Raw genomic sequence first — 17,650 nt, 5'->3', positions numbered from 1 at the left:
TGATGACAGCGTGCCTTTCCTTTGTCGTCGTTGGTAGAGCAATCACTGTGAGTACAACTTCTTTTTCTTCTCTGGCGCTGCCTGCGGAGCAGCTATCTAATCTTGATGAACTGGGCTATAGCGCAATGACGCCCGTTCAGGCGGCTGCGCTGCCTGCCGTGTTAAGCGGTGTGGATGTGCGTGCCAAAGCGAAGACCGGCAGCGGAAAAACGGCGGCATTTGGTATTGGCTTGTTGAATCGCATCGTGGTGAGTGATTTTACCACGCAGGCACTGGTGCTGTGCCCCACGCGTGAACTGGCGGATCAGGTCAGTAAAGAACTGCGCCGTCTGGCGCGCTTTACGCAGAATATCAAAATCCTCACGCTGTGCGGCGGCCAACCGATGGGGCCACAACTTGACTCGCTGGTGCATGCGCCGCACATTGTGGTGGGAACGCCGGGACGGCTTCAGGAACACCTGCGCAAACAGTCCCTGTTGCTGGACAACCTCAAGGTGTTGGTGCTGGATGAAGCCGATCGTATGCTGGATATGGGGTTTAGCGACGCGATTGATGACGTGATCTCCTATACCTCGCCCGAGCGACAAACCCTGCTGTTTTCCGCCACCTACCCGCAGGAGATCGAACAGATCAGCGCCCGCGTTCAGCGCGAGCCGCTGCGCGTGGACGTGACAGACGATGAAGTCGCGCCTGCGATTGAACAGCATTTCTACGAGACCACCCCGCAACAGCGTTTGCCGCTGTTAGTGGCCGTTTTGAATCATCATCAACCCCGTTCTTGCGTGGTGTTTTGCAATACCAAGCGTGATTGTCAGAGCGTGTTCGAAACGCTGGAAGCGCGTGGTATTAGCGTGCTGGCGCTGCACGGCGATCTCGAACAGCGCGATCGCGATCAGGTGCTGGTGCGCTTTGCCAACCACAGTTGCCGTGTGCTGGTCGCGACCGATGTGGCGGCGCGCGGTCTGGATATTAAAGATCTGGAACTGGTGGTCAATTTTGAACTGGCGTTCGATCCAGAAGTGCATGTGCACCGTATCGGTCGTACCGGGCGTGCCGGTCAGCAAGGCGTGGCGGTTAGCTTGTGTACACCGCAGGAAATGGCGCGTGTGAACCTGCTGGAGGACATGCTCGGCATGAAAGTGCAGTGGGCGTCTGCGGGTTCCCTCACGCGCAACGCGGAAGCGATGCTTGAGCCGGAGATGATGACGCTGTGCATTGACGGCGGCAAAAAGGCCAAGATTCGGCCCGGTGATATTCTTGGGGCATTAACCGGCGATGCGGGATTGACGGCGGCAGAAGTTGGTAAAATTGATATGTTCCCGGTACATGCTTACGTGGCCATTCGCAAGGCCAGCGCCAAACGTGCGTTGCAGCAACTGCTTAAAGGAAAAATCAAAGGAAAAAGCTGCAAAGCGCGGTTATTGAAATAACTGCATAAGGGCAGGTTTGGCCTGCCCTTATTGGATACCCAGTACCTTTTGTTTTATATTATTTATAAGCTATTAATTATTTAGTCTAATTATTCATTTAAATATGTTTTTCCCGGTCAACAGCAAAATAACCTCAGTCACGGGTAAGCTAATTGCACCTGTTTGATACCTCTCGTTCAACTAGAGTATATTGTACTCTATCCTATGAGGCGTATAATACCCTGGTCAAAGGCGATAGGCTGACACCAGGGACTCTTTTATCACTCTGAATAATAATCATAATTTTTATAATGTGAGATGGCGTGTTGATTGACTCTGCAACAGAGGACAGTATGAATGATGGCAAAAATAAAGAGAAGAAAACCATCGTGCATAGTGCCCTCGACAATATTCCCCTTGTTTCTGTTATGGAACATGCGTCGATCCCTTGGGGAATAAAAAGCAACGAATCAAAATTTGTTTATATGAATCAAGCTGCAATGAATTTTTGCAACATCCCTAAAGGGTTTGATGTTGAAGGTCGGCTGGATTCAGAGATTCCGGTCTCCTGGAGTGAATTGGCTCCCGAATTACAAGCGCACGATAGAAAAGCCGAACAGAGTAAAGAGGGGGCCGATGTTATCGAAACGGCGTATTTTGGTCGTGATGCGATACTTGCGCCGTGGCACTGTGCAAAATTCCCGATATACCATAGCGATGGCACGGTGTTAGGGACAATGTTTTATGCCAAAGCATTCAACTTCTATTCGGTATATGAGTTTTTCAATAATAGTAAACCTTCCGTAATAACACTCACCCCACCCGTTGATATTTTTACTCAGCGAGAGTTAGAGATAATATCCTTCGCTATCCGACGGCTCTCGGCAAAAGAGATTGCCAGCAGGCTGTGCCTTTCCTATCGCACGGTGCAAAATCGCTTAAACGGCATATACATTAAAGCGCAAACCACCTCGCTCAGTGGCTTGATCGAATATTGCATGATGGTTGGGTTGAATGACTATATGCCAAGAAGCCTGTTAAAACAGAAAGTGGATTTCTTTTGGTAGCGCGATCCGGACACCGGCCTTAGCGTGCGATGATGCGATCGAAAAGAAGCTGTTGGATATCTTCGCGCTGTGCCTGAATGACATGCACGACAATCCTGTTTTGTTCGCTGTTGATGGAATAAAAGAACCGATAACCGCTTTCTGTATTACATTCACGGTATTTCATGCAGCCCAATTTAGATAGCTGCGGTGAGATAGGGCAGCTTGAAGGGAAAGCCGTGACTCTATTTTCAAACTCTTGGATCGCAAGCCGTAACACAGGGCGGGGATCGATGTTGTTACTGCGCAGGAAGAACGCTATTTTGTTTACACAGAACTTTGCCGTTTCCGTATAGGTGACATCGATCCCTGTCTCGTGCAGTGTGGTCATACTGACTCCCTGTCATTGCAACGTTAAATGCCGTCCAATAATTCGTCGCGTGCAAATACCCGCTCTTCGGCGAGATCTTTTTCGGAAATCGTCAGCAGTTTTAACAGTGCGATCGCGTCATCGCGTTGCTTTCTTTCTTCAAAAGACTCAATGACATAAGCAGGCATGCCATTTTGGGTAACCAAAATCGGCTCAGAAAGTTCAAGTGCAGCCGCGTGCTTTTTAATATAGCTGATGGTTTCGACTCTCATGGCGACTCCTGTGGTTTACTTGTAATATCGCGGAACGTATCACAGGGCGATCCTGTATCACGCGATGCCTAGTGACGGATAAACCCAAACATGGTCTGAATGTGGACCATATTTGGATTTTCGTCAATCTTGAAAACCCCTCACCGTCGCTATTTGAGATAAATCGTCATGGCCTTGCTGTCTCACGGCGGGGTCAGCATGAAGACTTTTTCATTCTGTCCCAGATAGCGTGCCGCCACCCGATTGATATCAGCCACGGTAAGGCGGTTCCAGAGGGCGAGTTCCTGATCCAGACGAGCAAAGTTTTTATCATCGGCTGCCGTTTGTGCCAGCGTATCAGCCCAGAAGCTTGCGCTCTGCCAGGCGGGTTGCTTTTCGGTACGCCAGATGTTTTTGGCTTCGTTAAGCTCCTTCTCCGTCACACCGTGTTGGCGTAATGACGCGATCACCGTCTGGGTCAGCCGTTTCATTTCCTCTGCGCGTTGCGGTGCGGTGGTAAAATTCAATCGACCGGTGTAGTAGGGCACAGGCAGCTTGGCGAGCATGGAAGAAAATCCCAGCGCATAAATACCGCTTGCCTGTTCACGCAGCGCAAACCGCAAACGCTGACTCACGATAGTATCCAGCAGTTGCAGCGCCACAGCCTCTTGCGCTGACCACTGGGCGGGAGCGGCGAACTGGATACTGATCATGCTTTTATCCGAACTGGCGAGCGGATAGGTCTTGGTCAGCGTACTCATTTTGGGACGGATGCCCACATCGCGCCAATGCAGACGTTGATCCGTAGCCGGTAGCGCCGCAATCCAGCGTTCCACCGCTGCTTTCACTTTTGGCACATCTACCGCACCCGCAATCACCAGCGTCATATCTTGCGTAGCCCCCAACAACTGCTGATGGCTTTGCTGAAGCTGATAGGCGGTAAACTGCCGCCAGTTACCCTCGGGGCTGATGGTCAGGCGATCGCCATGCAGGTAGCTTTCCCGATTAATGTTATCCAGAAACTGACGTTCTACCGGCATCTGTTTCAGCGAGGAGGCAAAGCTGGCCTTGTACTGTTCCAGTTTTTGCCCGTTAAACTGGGGCTGGGTGATTTTCAGGTAAAGCAGTTTTAGCACGGTTTCCAGTTCATCGGCCGGCGCACTGCCGCGAAAGCCGTGATACAACATCTCGCTGTAGGGCTGGAGCGTGAGGCTGTGTTGCTTGCTGAACAGCGCCAGTTCTCGACTGCTGTAGCTCCCGTATCCGCTGCTTTCCGGCAGTTTCAGCGCCCATTCCACCAATCCGGGGGTTGCCTCGGTTTCCAGAGAACGGCCGCCGGGAATGCGCAACGACACTTGCACGTCGTCTTGCAGCGCCTTATCACTTTTCACGATAACCGTAATGCGGTTGCTCAGTGTCCACTGTTCGGTATTGTCCAGCGGCAGTGGCTGACGTTCACTGACAGTTCCGGCGGTGGGGGCGGGCAGATTTAACGTAACCGCACGGGCTTGCAATGCAAACGGACCCGGCTGAGAGCGGCGAATTTGCTGCCAGAGCGTGGTGAACGCCTGGGGCTGAAATGTAGCGCTGTCACTATCCGGGCCGATAAGGGCCAAACGGGGCGATGCGCTATCGAGAAACGCCGCGATATGGCGTTGCAGATCGGCGGGCTTAACGTCTTTGATCAGCGCATGGGTCATAAAAAGCTGCTGCTTTTTGTCAAACAATGGCATCTGGAAGGCTAACGCCGTGGTTATCTGATCGGCCAAATAGTCATTCTGATAACGCTGCTGGGTGGCGGCCTGCTGGCTGAGCTTGGCGAGCAGGCGTTGACGCACACCGTTCAGTTCGTCATCGCTGACGGGGGATGTCGCCATGCGCTGCACTTCCGTCCAGAGTAAGCGCAACGCGCCCTGATAATCTTGCCCTGAAGGACGCACAATCATCAGTTGCTGGCGCCGTTTTTCATCGAGCAATGCCCCTTGCTCGTTGACCGAGGCGGAAGGGAGTTCGCCGTTGTCTACCAATACGCCAAGGCGTTGGTTAAGGATAGGTATCCAGAGATTATCCAACAGATCGTCACGCTGCCCGGCGGCGGTATTCAGCGGTGCGACGGCATCGCGCTGCAAGGAAAACTGGATCACCCGATCGCCATATTCACGATCAAAAATAGGGGAGACCAACAGGGCGGATTGTGGCGCAAAGCGCTGCCATTCTGGATTATCCGGCGTGGCGGGTTGAACGGGTTTAGCGGAAAAATAACGCGAAATCGCGCTTTTTATCGCGGATTGATCCAGTTCACCGACAATCACCAGCGCCATACGTTCAGGCTGATACCAGGTGTGATAATACGCTTTTGCCTCGTCTACCGGTGCCTGACGAACGATATCCAGCAGGCCGATAGGGTCGCGTTCAGCATAGCGGCTACCGTGATAACGCAACTGTTCCAGTGCCTGATTAATGCGAAAACCTACGCCCTGACGTACTCGCCACTCTTCGACGATCACTCCGCGCTCTTTTTCAAACGCGTCCTGCTCGAATGTGATGCCCTGTGCCCAGTCGGACAGGAGTTGCAGGCCGGTTGCGGTCTGTTCAGGGGTAGCCTGTGGCAGCGAGAGCTTGTAGGTGGTGGAATTGAAGCTGGTCACGGCGTTGACGTGATTGCCCAGCTTGATGCCTTGTTGCTCAAGCTGTTTAAACCCGCTGGTGCCGGGAAAATGGGTGGTGCCTTTGAACGCCATGTGTTCAGTGAAGTGCGCCAACCCGCGCTGCTGTTCGTTTTCTTGTAGCGAGCCGCTTTTCACCAGCAGGCGCATCTCGATGCCTTTCTGTGCGCGTGGCAGCAGATAGACATCAAGCCCGTTGTCCAGTGTGAAATGTTGCATGTCCGTGCGCGTCGGCACAGCGCTGGCAGCCGAGTGGCGATCGGTACTGGCGCAGCTCAGCAACGTCAGACTCATGATGCCGATGGCAACGCGATAAGTGAATGGGTTATGACGCATGAAGCGTTCCTTCTGCTAACGGGAGTTGCTCTGCAACGGGGGCGTATCCGGTTAAATCGATAACGCGCTCGGCTTCTTCCCGTAAAAAAGTTTGGTGACTCACCAGTACGATGGCGCTGTCCGGCAGGTGCTGTTTAAGCTGGCGCAGCAGCGTGCGTGCGCTGGTTTCATCCAGTGCCGAGGTGGTTTCGTCCAGCAACAGTAATTTCGGCTGGTTTAACAGCAGCCGGGCAAACAGTACGCGCTGCTGCTCACCGCCAGACAGTTGTTGTGCCCAGTCGATATCCTGTTCCAATCGGTCGGACAACGGCATCAACCCGACAAGGCTGAGTGCATTGCGGTATTGCTCAACGCTGAATACCTGGTTCGAACGGGGATAGGCGAGCAGCGTATCCAAACGACCGGGAGGCAGATAGCTGCCCTGAGGGATCCAACGGGTGTGAGTATCGTGTTGTACGCTGCCGGTATAGTAGGGCCAATGGCCACTGAGGGTGCGTAATAGCGTGGATTTTCCCAGACCCGATGGCCCGGTAAGCAGCAGTAACTCACCGGCTTGCACCTTAAGCGTAACGCCGGTCAGTAACGGTGCTTTGTTCGGTGTCATCACCGTCAGTTGCGCACGCAAGCGTGCCGCGCCCTCCGTAGCCTGTGCTGATGGCGTCTCCTCGCCGTCCAACAATACGACGAAGTGGTAAAGCCGCGCCACCGTGGCCTGCCAGGCGGCAATCTCTTTATAGGCAAACACGAACCAACTCAGCGATGTGGCGACGCTGGCGAACGCCTGACGCAATTGCATCAACCCGCCAAGCATAATTTCACCGGCCAGAAATTTCGGCAGCGCGAACAAGATGGGGGCCAGGGCGGTGACCTGCTGATAGCCGACGGTAAAAAACGACAGGTTACGTTCGTAGCGAATCAGCTGGTTCCAGTTGCCCATCACATGGATGAAATGCTGCATCAACGTGTGGCGCTCGCCGCCTTCTCCCCGTTGCCCGGCAATCGCATCGCTGTGCTGGCGGCGGATCAGCAGCGCAGCGCGGTAGTTGGCTTCGTGGCGCTGCCGCTCCATGTTGAGATGACGCAGCGGTGAACCTATCCACTGCGTTACTGCCATACCCAACAGGGTATAGAGGATACACGCCCAGAACATATACCCGGGAATGTGCCAACTGCTAGTGCCCAACGAGAAAGAGAGGCTGCCGGACAGTTGCCACAGAATGGCGGTGAACGAAATCAGTGTCAGTGTGGCATGCAGGAAAGACACCAGCAGCTTTAGCGTCGATTCCACCAGCAGGCGAATATCTTCCGCAATACGCTGATCGGGGTTATCCGGCTCTGTTGCAGCCAGCTTGAGCTGATAGTGGCGGCTGTGGTCAGACAGCCAGCGTCGGGTAATATCGGCAGTCATCCGTTCGCGCCAGCGGATCAGTAATTTCTGTTGAAAATACGCGCCAAGCACGATAACCAAAATCAACCCGGTGACCAGAACCACGAAGCGGCGCAGCAGAACATAAATGTGCTGTCCATCCAACTGCTGCAAGGCATTATAAAAGCTGCCGTTCCACTGGTTCATTTGAATGTTGAACCACACGGAGGAGAGCGTTAAGCCCAGCGAAAGCAGCAATAGAAACCAGCAAAACAGGGAGCCGCGGCTCCCCCAGAAAGGTTTGACTAAATAAATGAACTGTCTGATTGTTGTCATGATCGGCGTTCTGTTTAGCTGAGATTAAAAGTCATAATTCATCTGTAACCAGAACTGACGACCCGGATCGTAAACGCGTAACACCTGATCGCTGTAGACAAGGGTGTCTGCGACATTTTTGTTGTTGAGAATGTTATTAACCTCGACGGAGACGCTGGCACCGTAGGCAAAATCGGGTTTCCAGGTGACGCGACCATCCCAGGTATAGCGGCTGGCAAAATGTTCTTTGCTGTATTTGCGCAGTTGTCCGTATTCGGCATCGTTGTAGTATTCGTTGCCGTAGCGCACCGCTTGCTGACGCGAACCCCACCATTGCAGACGGTTGTACAGGGTTAACCCGTACTCCTGCCATTCGCTGGTCAACTCCAGATTGAACTTGAGCGGCGAGTTATAGTTGGTGGACGGCAAATCTTTGGCATCGATGACTTTGCCGTTGTACCAGACTTTATCGGAGTTCAGACGCGTGCTGGGATCGAAGAAAGAATAACCCTGATCGCTCGGCGTGTTGTTTTTGCTTTGCTGCCAGGAGACAGAGCCATTCAGCACGTGAGTGGCATCGGCCCATTCCCAGGGCTGGCTGTTACGCACGGATAAGGTCACCGCATCGTGCGAGCTGCGACCGCCGTTATCGAAGGTACGAATTTTACCCTGATCGCCCCTGGTGCCGGGATACTTGGTGCGGCTGCGCACCTCATCATGACCTTCACGATGGACATACTGCAAGCGCCAGGTGGTGGACAGCACCCGTTGCTGAACCGCGAGAGAGAGTTCATCATTATACGGTGTAGAGAGCGACTCCATGCCCTCGAAGTCTTTTTGCTGTTCCCACTCGTTGCCGGGATCGTTAGGGTCGAGAGAACAATAATGACAGTTCTGCAACCCTGCATTTTGCGCACCGTACAAGGCGTACGTCAGCATCGAACGCCCGTAATAGCGGTTCAGGCCGCCGATCAGCAAGGTATCGTTGTCGCCAAACAGATCGTAAGTGGCGCTCAGACGCGGTGCAATGTTGGTTTGCTCAACGAAATCATCGCGATCGAGGCGCACACCGGGGCGCACGGTTAATTTCCCGTAGCGCAGGGTATCATCGGCAAACAGCGCGTAGCTGGTATAATTGGCGCTATAGGTGCCCGCAAGGAAACGGTTGACCAATAACGAATCACCCCATTGGGATAACGTTAGTCGGTAGCGATAATAATCATCGCGACGAATATAGCGTCCTTCGGTATTGTTGACTTCAAAGCCTACGCTTGGCTGGTGTGCTATGCCGAGCCACTCCGTTTCGTTAAAGCGCATCACGCTTTTAGCCGACAGGTTTTCCTGCTCGGAAATCAGATTACCCGGTCCACCGCTACGCACAGAAAAGGGATAGTCTTGGACCTCAACGTAATTGCCCTGATCGGCCGTGCGCTCATCCTTCAGTTTCTGGTAGCTGCCGGTAAATTCCAGTTCACCCAACGCCATACGGTGCTTTAGCGTGCTGGTAAAACCGAGCCCGGTGTGGGCGTTGTCGTAGCCGGAGTTGAGCACTGAACTGGAGAATAGACGGCTCTGGTAGTCGGCGTAGTTACCGGAAATATCCACCGTGGTGGCGCTGCTCAGGTTCATCGAATACTTGAGGAAAAAGTTGTCCGAAACCCGTTTTTGATTGCGACGACCCGCCGCGCTTTCAATCATCTCAAACTCACCGGCGTCATTGAGGATCACGCCTTCGCCGCCGGTGGTGTACATGGGGATAGTGGAACTGCGCCGTGAGACGGAGAACAGCAGCCCGGAATTGTCGGTTACGCCAGTTTCAAACCAGCCGCCGAAATCTTCCTTGTTGTAGCGGTTCTGGAAACGCGCCGGGTTGCTGGTGTCATTCTTGCTGCTGTCTATCGCCTGGGCGTCGTCATTAAACAGCTTGGTCCAACTGGATTGCGTGGTGCGATAGTAAGCGTGGGCGCTGTTTTCTCCGCGCCAGCGACGGCTGGTCACATCAACGGTGCCGCCGGTAAATCCGCCGTACTCCACCGGGATGTTGTTATCATACACGGCAACGCTATCGATCAACCGGCTGTCGATGTAGATCCCCTGATCGCCGGTGTCGATGCGGGTTTCCGTTTCGCCATTGTCGTTTTTAGCCGGATCGAAATCGTTGTTGAAGTTCACGCCGTCGAGCTTGTAGGCGTTCTGGAAACTGGAGGCACCGTTAATGGAAATGCGCGACGGCTTGATTTCGCCCTGATTGAGTGAGCTGCTGTCGCCGTTGGCAAATTGCACTGCCGGGTTGGTTTTCAGCAGGTCCGTCACGTTGCCATCACCGGTGTTGCGTTGGGCAATCTCTTCGGAAGTCAGGTATTGCGGCGCGGACATCACATCGGTGGCTGGATGGCGGCCTACCACCCCTTGCACGCTGGTTTCCGGGATCACCAGCGCATCACGCGCGGTTTTTTGTGGGCGAACCACAAAGCCCGAACCCTGTGGCACCATTTCCAGCCCGGTGCCGAGCAGAATTTTTTGCAGCGCAGTCTCCGGCGTGAAAGTGCCGTTGAGTGCGGGCGCACGCAGCTGTTTTACTGCGGTTGCGTCATACAGCACTTGGATTTGGCCCTGGCGGGCAATGGCGTTGATCGATGTTGCCAGCGATTGTTCTGGCAGGGCTACCTGTACGTCTTTAGCGAAAGTCTGTCCACACCAAAGCAGGCCGGCGCAGACGGCGATGGTCAGTTTCTGCGGCCTGAAAGAGGGGAAACGGTTTCTTGTTATCATGTTTTTCGGTCTCAGCATCATGCCAAAATAAAAGAGTCATGAAGGAAGACTTAAGAATGAGAATTATCCTCACCTAGAAAAACACAAATTTTTGCATTATTTTTTCTTTTCTTTGTTTATCAATAGATTGTTCTGATCCTGCCAAACCACATTAACGGGCAACAGCAGGGGTAACGCATTAAAAAAGGCGGTTGGATCGTCCAGATTGACTTGCCCGGAAAGGGGGAGGTTGCCCAACGCGGCGTCCGACAACGTGACATTCACCGCATAATAGGGCTTCAGCGTGGCAAGCACCTCGCGCAACGGTTGATTATCAAAACTGAGCTGGCCGAAGCGCCATTCTCCCACTGCGGCGAGTTCAACCGGATTTACCCTGAGACGATCGCCACGTGAGTAACTGGTTGCACTCTCACCCGCGTGCAGTAAGGTCTGAGGGGCATTGAGCGCAGTGGTAACCGCCACCACACCTTGAGAGACGGCAACGGATACCCGTTCTCCCGCTTTGAGGATATCAAAAGCGGTACCGACCACTTTCACCTGGCGCCCGTCAATCTCAACGTAAAAAGGGCGCTGCGGATCGGGGCTAACGCTAAAGTAGGCTTCGCCCGCCTCAAGCCACAGCCGGCGCTGATCGTGCTGATAGGCGATGCGCAGGTGTGAATCTCGGTTAAGCATGATGCGACTGCCGTCAGAGAGCTGAAAGGTTTTCGGCTGGTCGGACGTCGCCAATGTCATATTATCTTGCAGCAGGGCAGGCCACTGGCTGTAAGGCAACACCAGTGCGAACAGCATCAACAGACCCGCTGCCAGGTGCTTGAACGGGCGATATCCCCAGGAAAACCGCCGGGGGGCGGGGCGGGAAGCCAACGCCGGGCGCGGGAGTTCGGCGGCATCGCGCCAGAGCGTAAACATACTCTCGAAAGCGTGCCGGTGTTGCGCCGAGTTCGCCAGCCAGGCTTCCAGCGCCTGCCGCTGCGTGCGTGGCAGGTGGCGATTTTGGCTACGGGCAAACCACAGCGCCGCTTGCTCATCGATATCCGCCACCGATAGCGGGTCTGTTTGCACGTCAGGCCCTGTGCTCATTGTTCTTCCTCACTGTGTACCGCATTTTCCACATAGCGCTTGCAATGCAACATGGCCTTGGCGATATGTTTTTCTACCATACTGACAGAAATATCCATTTTTTCAGCAATTTCACTTTGTGACAGGCCATCAAACCGGCAAAGCACAAACGCTTCCCGCTGGCGCGGTGGCAGCGTCTCGATGGCATCATACAAACGCTGTAAGCGCTGCTGGTGATTTAGCACCTCGGCGGGATCGTCAGAGACAGAACCCGCGTGGTTCAGGTGCGCCTCTTCCTCCATGGGCGATTGCAACTGTTCTTGTTTCTGATGGCGATGCCAGTAATCAATCAGTACATTGTTGGCGATTTTAAACAGAAACGCGCGGGATTCCTGAACCGGCGTATCCTCCCGTCGGTTGAGCCACTTAGCGAACACATCCTGCGACAGATCGCTGGCATCATGGCGGTTTCCCAAACGCTTCTGGAAAAAACGTTCCAATTGATGATAGGTTGATTGATAGGCATTGCCGATAAAATGCCGCAATGGTTTGTTTATAGTCATGTGCCTGGTGTTACCCGTCATACTTCAAGTTGCAGGTGAGTTGGCTTACCCGAATCACTAACTTGCCGCCTTACTGCAACCCGAATTATTTAGGGTAAAATATTAAAAATGCGTGAAAAATCAGCTCTACTACATTGCTAGCGTGCCGTTTTTGGCACGAATGGCGATCGTTTCTTATTTTTTTTGGGTGTTGTACGTAATAAATAATAAATATCATTTGCATTCGCGTTGTGTCTATAATCTTCTGTAAAGAAAGTATTAAGCCCTTACGCTGTAGCAACATGTTTCCCTGTTGCTGTACCGGATAATGTGGCATGGCGAGCAGAGGCAATGAGCAGCATAGGTGTTTTCCCCCTTCCCCGACGTTTTTATCTTGGTGGTTCTGCCGCCAGTATTCTGTTTCATTTGAGCGTGGTGGCGATCGCGGTCGTCTGGTCAACGCGCGTGATGCAAAATCAGAAAGGCGCGCTGCCACCGGTGGTCAGCGTACAGTTGGGTGCCTACCAATTGGAAAAAGCGCCGCCTCAGGTGGTTGAAGGACCCAAGCAGGTCTTTTCAACGCCCGAACCGCGCCAGCAGCAGGAACAACCCGACGAGCCCGTGCTGGATACCTTACCGGTAGTGGCGCAAGGGACGCTGGAAAAACGCGTTAAAGTGCGCGAAAAGCCGCGCCCGCAGAAAAAAGAGATACAGCCGGAGGTGCGTAGTGAACCGGCGCCTCAGGTCGCGGAAAGTGCACCTGCAACCTCGGCATACAGCGCCGGAGAGGCAACGCGCAGCGCTGCCAATTTCACCAGCGCGGCTCAGCAAGCGATCAGCGGGCAGGTGGGCTGGGAGAGCTTGTTGCATACGCATTTAGCGAAATTCAAACGTTATCCTCGCGCCGCATTGCGCTATCGGGCGACGGGAATTAGCCATGTCAGCATGGTGTTGAATGCGCAAGGTGAGGTGATTGACGCCGCGATTGTCACGACGTCCGGCAACCGCATTCTGGATAGCGAAGCGCTGGACATCGTTAAACGCGCTGCGCCGCTGCCGGCACCGCCGCCGCATGCGCTGAACAGTGAGGGTCAGGTGCAGGTGGTAGCACCCATTTCGTTTTATTTGTGAGCAGTCAGAACCGGTGGCGTTATGGCAAAACCTAGGCCATGGCCGCTGCGCGGTGCGGCCGACGCACCGCGTGCATCTTACGGTACTCCGACGGCGTAACCATAAACTCAGCCTTAAAGCGACGGCTAAGGTTTGAGATATCGTTAAACCCGCAGTCGTAAGCGATTTGAGTGATATTTTTATCTGCCATTAGTGGGTTCATTAACGCCGCTTTGTAGCGCTCCAATCGCTGTTGCTGTACCCAACGGTTTACTGATGTGCCCTGTTCCTGAAACAGTTTTTGCAACGAACGTACCGAAATGCCGCAGGCACTGGCACATTCATTGACGCTCAGTTGCGGGTTGGAAAGATGCTTTTCCAGATACTGCTGCGCGATATAAAACAGCGTTGAGTGCCCCAGGCTCTGGGTCGGCGCTGTCATGCTCAGTTCACTCAGCGAGGTGGCGATCAAATTCAGCAAAATATCCGCCAGATGTTGCGCATGCAGCGGCGGGATCGCATCCAGAAAAGGCACGTATTTCAGAATAAAACTGTACACCAGCGCGCCAGTGACGCTGTTACCGCGTATCGCTTTGGCGGTGAGATTCTGCGTATTGCCCAGTCGACTGGAAAATTTTTCTCTCGGGATCAGAATCTTGAATAACGAATAGTCATCATCAAAAGACCAGGTTACCGGCCTCGACATATCAAAAAAGCAAAAATCCCCCTGACGTAAAAAGGCGGTGCGGCCATCCTGCGACAGTTGGCTGGTGCCGAAGCGCTGTAGTTCAATGTAAAAATCGCCCTCCTGGCTCATCCCCTGTGAACGCGGCGTACTGGTAGCGCGGTGGCCATTTGATTCCAGTTGCAGAAACTGAAGATCGAGCACCCGTCGTTCAGTTATATTGGCGTAAAAGCGCGATTGGGAAGGAGGGGCACTCATTCCGCACTCGTACGAGGAGAGAAAACGGCCCTTCACAATATCTCTGAACGCACCGAAACGCTCAAGGTCAGGAATATCCTGCGTTGTAAAAATGTTTCTCATCACGTTTGCCTTCATAAAAGACATATTCTTTATGTGGTCTATCGTCATTCAGAACAAAAATCAAGCACACATACCTTAAAAATGAATCGTCGTCTCATAAAGTCAAACGTGTGGTTATTTATTTCCTTTTATGTCTAACCTTTGTTGGAAATTAATAAAATTCCCGCCATGTTATTTATTACAAACCTTTCACATTACGCTCACTGAGCTGCTTCATTTCACTCACTCGAAAACCACACATCGCCTATTTTATTCATTTTTCTCTTCAGTGAAAATCACAGGTAGAGGTAAATCACAATTTTCATCCTTTGGTGAAAATGACGAAAAAAAGTTCGCAATTTACCAAGAATCTACCCGTGCACACTTTCACAATGAACGCATTAAAACGGGTTGGTAAATAACCTCACCGCGCAATTAGAACAGTACTGAATAGGGTTTTTATGCATCTATTAACGACCACCGTTGGCGAATGCTTAAATAAAGCAGCGATGCGCAATCCATCCGGTGTGGCATTGATTACCTCTCAGAGCGGAGCATCGCTTACCTGGCAGCAATTAAATGATGAGGTTCATCAGGTTGCTCGCGGATTATTGGTTTCCGGGTTAAAAAAAGGTGACCGTCTGGGACTTTGGTCTGCAAACAGCGTTGAATGGATCATCTGTTTTTTAGCTGCCGCTAACATCGGTGTGGTGGTCATTGGTCTTAATTTTCAGTTTCAGAAAAGGGAAATTCTCAATTTAATCCGCTTAACCCAGATTGATGCGTTGTGTTTTTCAGATGGTTTTCGGGATAACGACTTCGCTGCCGTGGTTGCTGAGTTGGTGCAAGAGACATCACTATCGCATTTGCGCTTAACCATCGCCCTGGAAAATAAGACGCTTCCTGGTGCATTGTCGCTCAACGAAATAAAAGCGCTCGGTACGGCATTGTCATCGAGGGATTATCAGCAGGCGCAGACGCAAGTGCAAAGCAGCGATCTGCTGACATTACAGCTCACTTCCGGCAGTACTGCGGCACCCAAGCGGGTGATGCTCAGTCATCATAGCGTTATTAATAATGCGCTGTTCTCTTCCCAGCGTTTGGGGGTGACACACGCGGATACACTGTGTCTGGCTGTGCCGCTGTTTCATTGTTTCGGGCTCTCTTCCGGGCTGTTGTTTGCCCTGCATCAGGGATGCAAAATTGTGTTGCTGAATAACTACAGCGCCGAGGCGGTGCTGAAGGCCGTTGAGCACTATCGTTGTACGATTTTGCATGGCGTTCCGACCATTTTCAGCCGCCTTATGCAGCACGATGCGTTCACTCAGTATGATATTTCCAGCCTCGATAAAGGCATTGTGGCGGGTGCCTACTGCTCACCGCGCCTGATATCGGATATTACGCAGCATCTTGGCATGCGGCATCTTGCCGTCTCTTATGGTCAGACAGAAACGTCACCCTGTTGTACCCAAACGCTGTTTAACGATCCGCTAGTCGTTAAATGCTTTTCTGTTGGCAAACCGCTGCCTTTTGTTGAAATAAAGATTATTCACACCAAATCCGGTGCGCTTTGCCCCAGCGGGGTTTCGGGTGAAATCTGTTCACGAGGGTTTCATGTGATGCAGGGGTATGACGATGCCCCGGAACAAACACGAGCCGTGCTTGATAGTGAAGGGTGGTTACATACCGGTGACGTTGGCTTTATGGATGCCGAGGGGTATTTACATTACTCCTATCGCCTAAAAGAGATCATCGTGCGCGGCGGTGAAAATATCAGTCCACGAGAAATAGAAGAAGCGATTTTAGAATATCCAGGCGTTGAGATTGTTAAGGTATTTGGCATTGCATCGGAGGCGCTGGGAGAGGAAATTATTGCCGCTCTCTGCATTAAACCTGGCTATCACATCACGGAATCAATACTGCGTGACTTTTTAATGCCACAGTTGGCGCGTTACAAGATCCCCGCGCAATTTCATTTTTTAGAACAGTTTCCTTATACCCCCTGCGGGAAAATTGATGTCCAGCAGTTGAAATTATTAACCCATGCCGCAGAGGTCAGCGAAGAGTAATCAATTCGCCGTGGGAAATAACGCGATTTCCCACATTATGCCGTGAGCCAAAATAATCGATTAAGGAGAAAAGTATGGCGAAGCAAAAAGCATTGGCGGGCGTTACCGTAGTAGAGTTGGCGACATTTATCGCCGTTCCTGCTGCCGGACGTATTCTGGCAGACATGGGGGCAAACGTAATTAAAATAGAATCTCTGGACGGGGATAATTTACGTTACACCGCGCCAACGGAAGGCCGTCCCTTAGATCAGCATGAAAACACTACCTTTGACCTGGAGAATGCCAATAAACGCGGCATTGCGCTGAACACCAAAACGGCCACCGGGCAAAAAATATTATTTCAACTGCTGGAAAAAGCAGACATTTTCCTGACTAACTGGCGGCCAAAAGCGCGCGATCGTGCTGGTTTGGATTATGAAACCCTGAAACAAAAATTCCCCCATCTGGTTTATGCCTGCGTCACTGGCTATGGCGACACCGGCCCAGATCAGGATTTGCCCGGCTTTGATTACACCGCGTTTTATGCGCGTGGCGGTATTTTGGGATCGCTGTATCAGAAAGGCACGGTGCCGATGAACGTGATCCCCGGCTTAGGCGATCACCAGTGCGCTATGGCGCTGGTGTCTGGGGTGTTAGCCGCCTATATCCATGCCAAAAATACCGGTGAAGGGGAGTACGTATCCACCAACTTGCTGCATACCTCGATCTACACGCAGGCGATCATGATCCAGGCCGCGCAATATAAAGAGTATGGTCAGCCTTATCCTATCGATCGCCGCACGACTACCAGCCCGTTTATTTTGGCCTACAAGACCAAAGATGATCGCTTTATCCAGATTTGCATGCCGGTGTATGACGCCTATTACAGCAAATTTATCACCTGTATAGGCCGTGAGGATCTGGCACAAGACCCGCGCTACACCCACCTGCAAGAGGTCGCCAAACACAAACGTTCGCCCGAACTCTACGACATCATTTGGCAGCAGATGGCGCAGAAGACCGTCAATGAGTGGCGGGAAATTTTTCTGGTTAACGACATTCCCTTCAGTGTGGCGCAACTGTGGGAAGAGGTATTGGAAGATAAGCAGGCCTGGGCCATCGATACCTTCTATCGCATGCAGTACGCCAACGGTAGCGAAAAGGCGCTGGTACGCCCCCCCATCAGCTTGCTGGAAAGCGGCCTGCCGGACTATCAGCGAGGCCCTTTGCTGGGTGAAGACACGCCATCCATTCTACAGGAACTCGGTTACAGCGCGGATGAGGTTGCCAAGCTGGAAGCCAGCAAAGATGTCGGCATTTGGCGGGAATAGCT

At 52.5% G+C, this 17,650-nt stretch carries 13 protein-coding genes; 5 read left to right on the top strand and 8 right to left on the bottom strand.

The window, feature by feature from the left end:
* Window positions 1-47 precede the first annotated feature (47 nt).
* Both dbpA and J5069_RS09215 read left to right on the top strand, forming a co-directional pair.
* Entirely contained in the window at window positions 48-1,430 is a 1,383-nt protein-coding gene (gene dbpA / locus J5069_RS09220) for an ATP-dependent RNA helicase DbpA (RefSeq protein WP_264643519.1), read from the top strand.
* A 332-nt stretch (window positions 1,431-1,762) separates the two neighbouring features.
* Complete coding sequence (locus J5069_RS09215) at window positions 1,763-2,476, top strand: helix-turn-helix transcriptional regulator (protein ID WP_264643518.1); 714 nt, start codon at window positions 1,763-1,765, stop codon at window positions 2,474-2,476.
* Window positions 2,477-2,495: 19 nt separating this feature from the next.
* On the opposite strand, the gene J5069_RS09210 is transcribed toward J5069_RS09215, so the two are convergent.
* The 7 genes from J5069_RS09210 to J5069_RS09180 form a co-directional block, all read right to left on the bottom strand.
* Entirely contained in the window at window positions 2,496-2,846 is a 351-nt protein-coding gene (locus tag J5069_RS09210; RefSeq protein ID WP_264643517.1) for a type II toxin-antitoxin system RelE/ParE family toxin, read from the bottom strand.
* Window positions 2,847-2,869: 23 nt separating this feature from the next.
* Window positions 2,870-3,097 carry a type II toxin-antitoxin system Phd/YefM family antitoxin gene (locus J5069_RS09205; RefSeq protein WP_264643516.1) on the bottom strand — a complete coding sequence of 76 codons (228 nt, stop codon included), beginning with the start codon at window positions 3,095-3,097 and terminating at the stop codon, window positions 2,870-2,872.
* 182 nt (window positions 3,098-3,279) lie between these two features.
* Complete coding sequence (locus J5069_RS09200) at window positions 3,280-6,078, bottom strand: M16 family metallopeptidase (RefSeq protein WP_413542208.1); 2,799 nt, start codon at window positions 6,076-6,078, stop codon at window positions 3,280-3,282.
* Window positions 6,068-7,780, bottom strand: coding sequence for an ABC transporter ATP-binding protein/permease (locus J5069_RS09195; RefSeq protein ID WP_264643515.1), 1,713 nt, complete (start codon window positions 7,778-7,780; stop codon window positions 6,068-6,070). Before J5069_RS09195 ends, J5069_RS09200 begins: the two co-directional genes overlap by 11 nt.
* 24 nt (window positions 7,781-7,804) lie before the next feature.
* On the bottom strand, window positions 7,805-10,531 hold the full coding sequence (locus J5069_RS09190; protein ID WP_264643514.1) for a TonB-dependent receptor: 2,727 nt from the start codon (window positions 10,529-10,531) through the stop codon (window positions 7,805-7,807).
* A gap of 96 nt (window positions 10,532-10,627) precedes the next feature.
* Window positions 10,628-11,614, bottom strand: coding sequence for a FecR family protein (locus J5069_RS09185; RefSeq protein ID WP_264643513.1), 987 nt, complete (start codon window positions 11,612-11,614; stop codon window positions 10,628-10,630).
* Entirely contained in the window at window positions 11,611-12,156 is a 546-nt protein-coding gene (locus J5069_RS09180) for an RNA polymerase sigma factor (RefSeq protein ID WP_264627668.1), read from the bottom strand. Before J5069_RS09180 ends, J5069_RS09185 begins: the two co-directional genes overlap by 4 nt.
* A 330-nt stretch (window positions 12,157-12,486) precedes the next feature.
* Between J5069_RS09180 and J5069_RS09175 the strand changes: the two genes are divergently transcribed.
* The gene (locus J5069_RS09175; RefSeq protein WP_264643512.1) at window positions 12,487-13,266 is read left to right on the top strand and encodes a TonB family protein; all 780 of its coding nucleotides are present in this window, start codon (window positions 12,487-12,489) and stop codon (window positions 13,264-13,266) included.
* A gap of 31 nt (window positions 13,267-13,297) precedes the next feature.
* On the opposite strand, the gene J5069_RS09170 is transcribed toward J5069_RS09175, so the two are convergent.
* Window positions 13,298-14,290 (bottom strand): helix-turn-helix domain-containing protein, encoded by a 993-nt coding sequence (locus J5069_RS09170; RefSeq protein WP_264643511.1) that lies wholly within the window; start codon window positions 14,288-14,290, stop codon window positions 13,298-13,300.
* Window positions 14,291-14,730: 440 nt separating this feature from the next.
* Here J5069_RS09170 and J5069_RS09165 point away from each other — a divergent pair, with 440 nt between their 5' ends.
* Both J5069_RS09165 and J5069_RS09160 read left to right on the top strand, forming a co-directional pair.
* Window positions 14,731-16,338, top strand: a complete 1,608-nt coding sequence (locus J5069_RS09165) for an AMP-binding protein (RefSeq protein ID WP_264643510.1) — start codon at window positions 14,731-14,733, stop codon at window positions 16,336-16,338.
* Between the two features lie 74 nt (window positions 16,339-16,412).
* A complete protein-coding gene (locus tag J5069_RS09160; RefSeq protein WP_264627900.1) occupies window positions 16,413-17,648 on the top strand; it encodes a CaiB/BaiF CoA transferase family protein in 1,236 nt (411 codons plus the stop codon).
* Window positions 17,649-17,650 lie beyond the last annotated feature (2 nt).

The organism is Candidatus Symbiopectobacterium sp. NZEC127, from assembly GCF_025962675.1.
Taxonomy (GTDB): Bacteria; Pseudomonadota; Gammaproteobacteria; order Enterobacterales; family Enterobacteriaceae; genus Symbiopectobacterium.
This window is presented reverse-complemented; position numbering and strand designations above follow the sequence as displayed.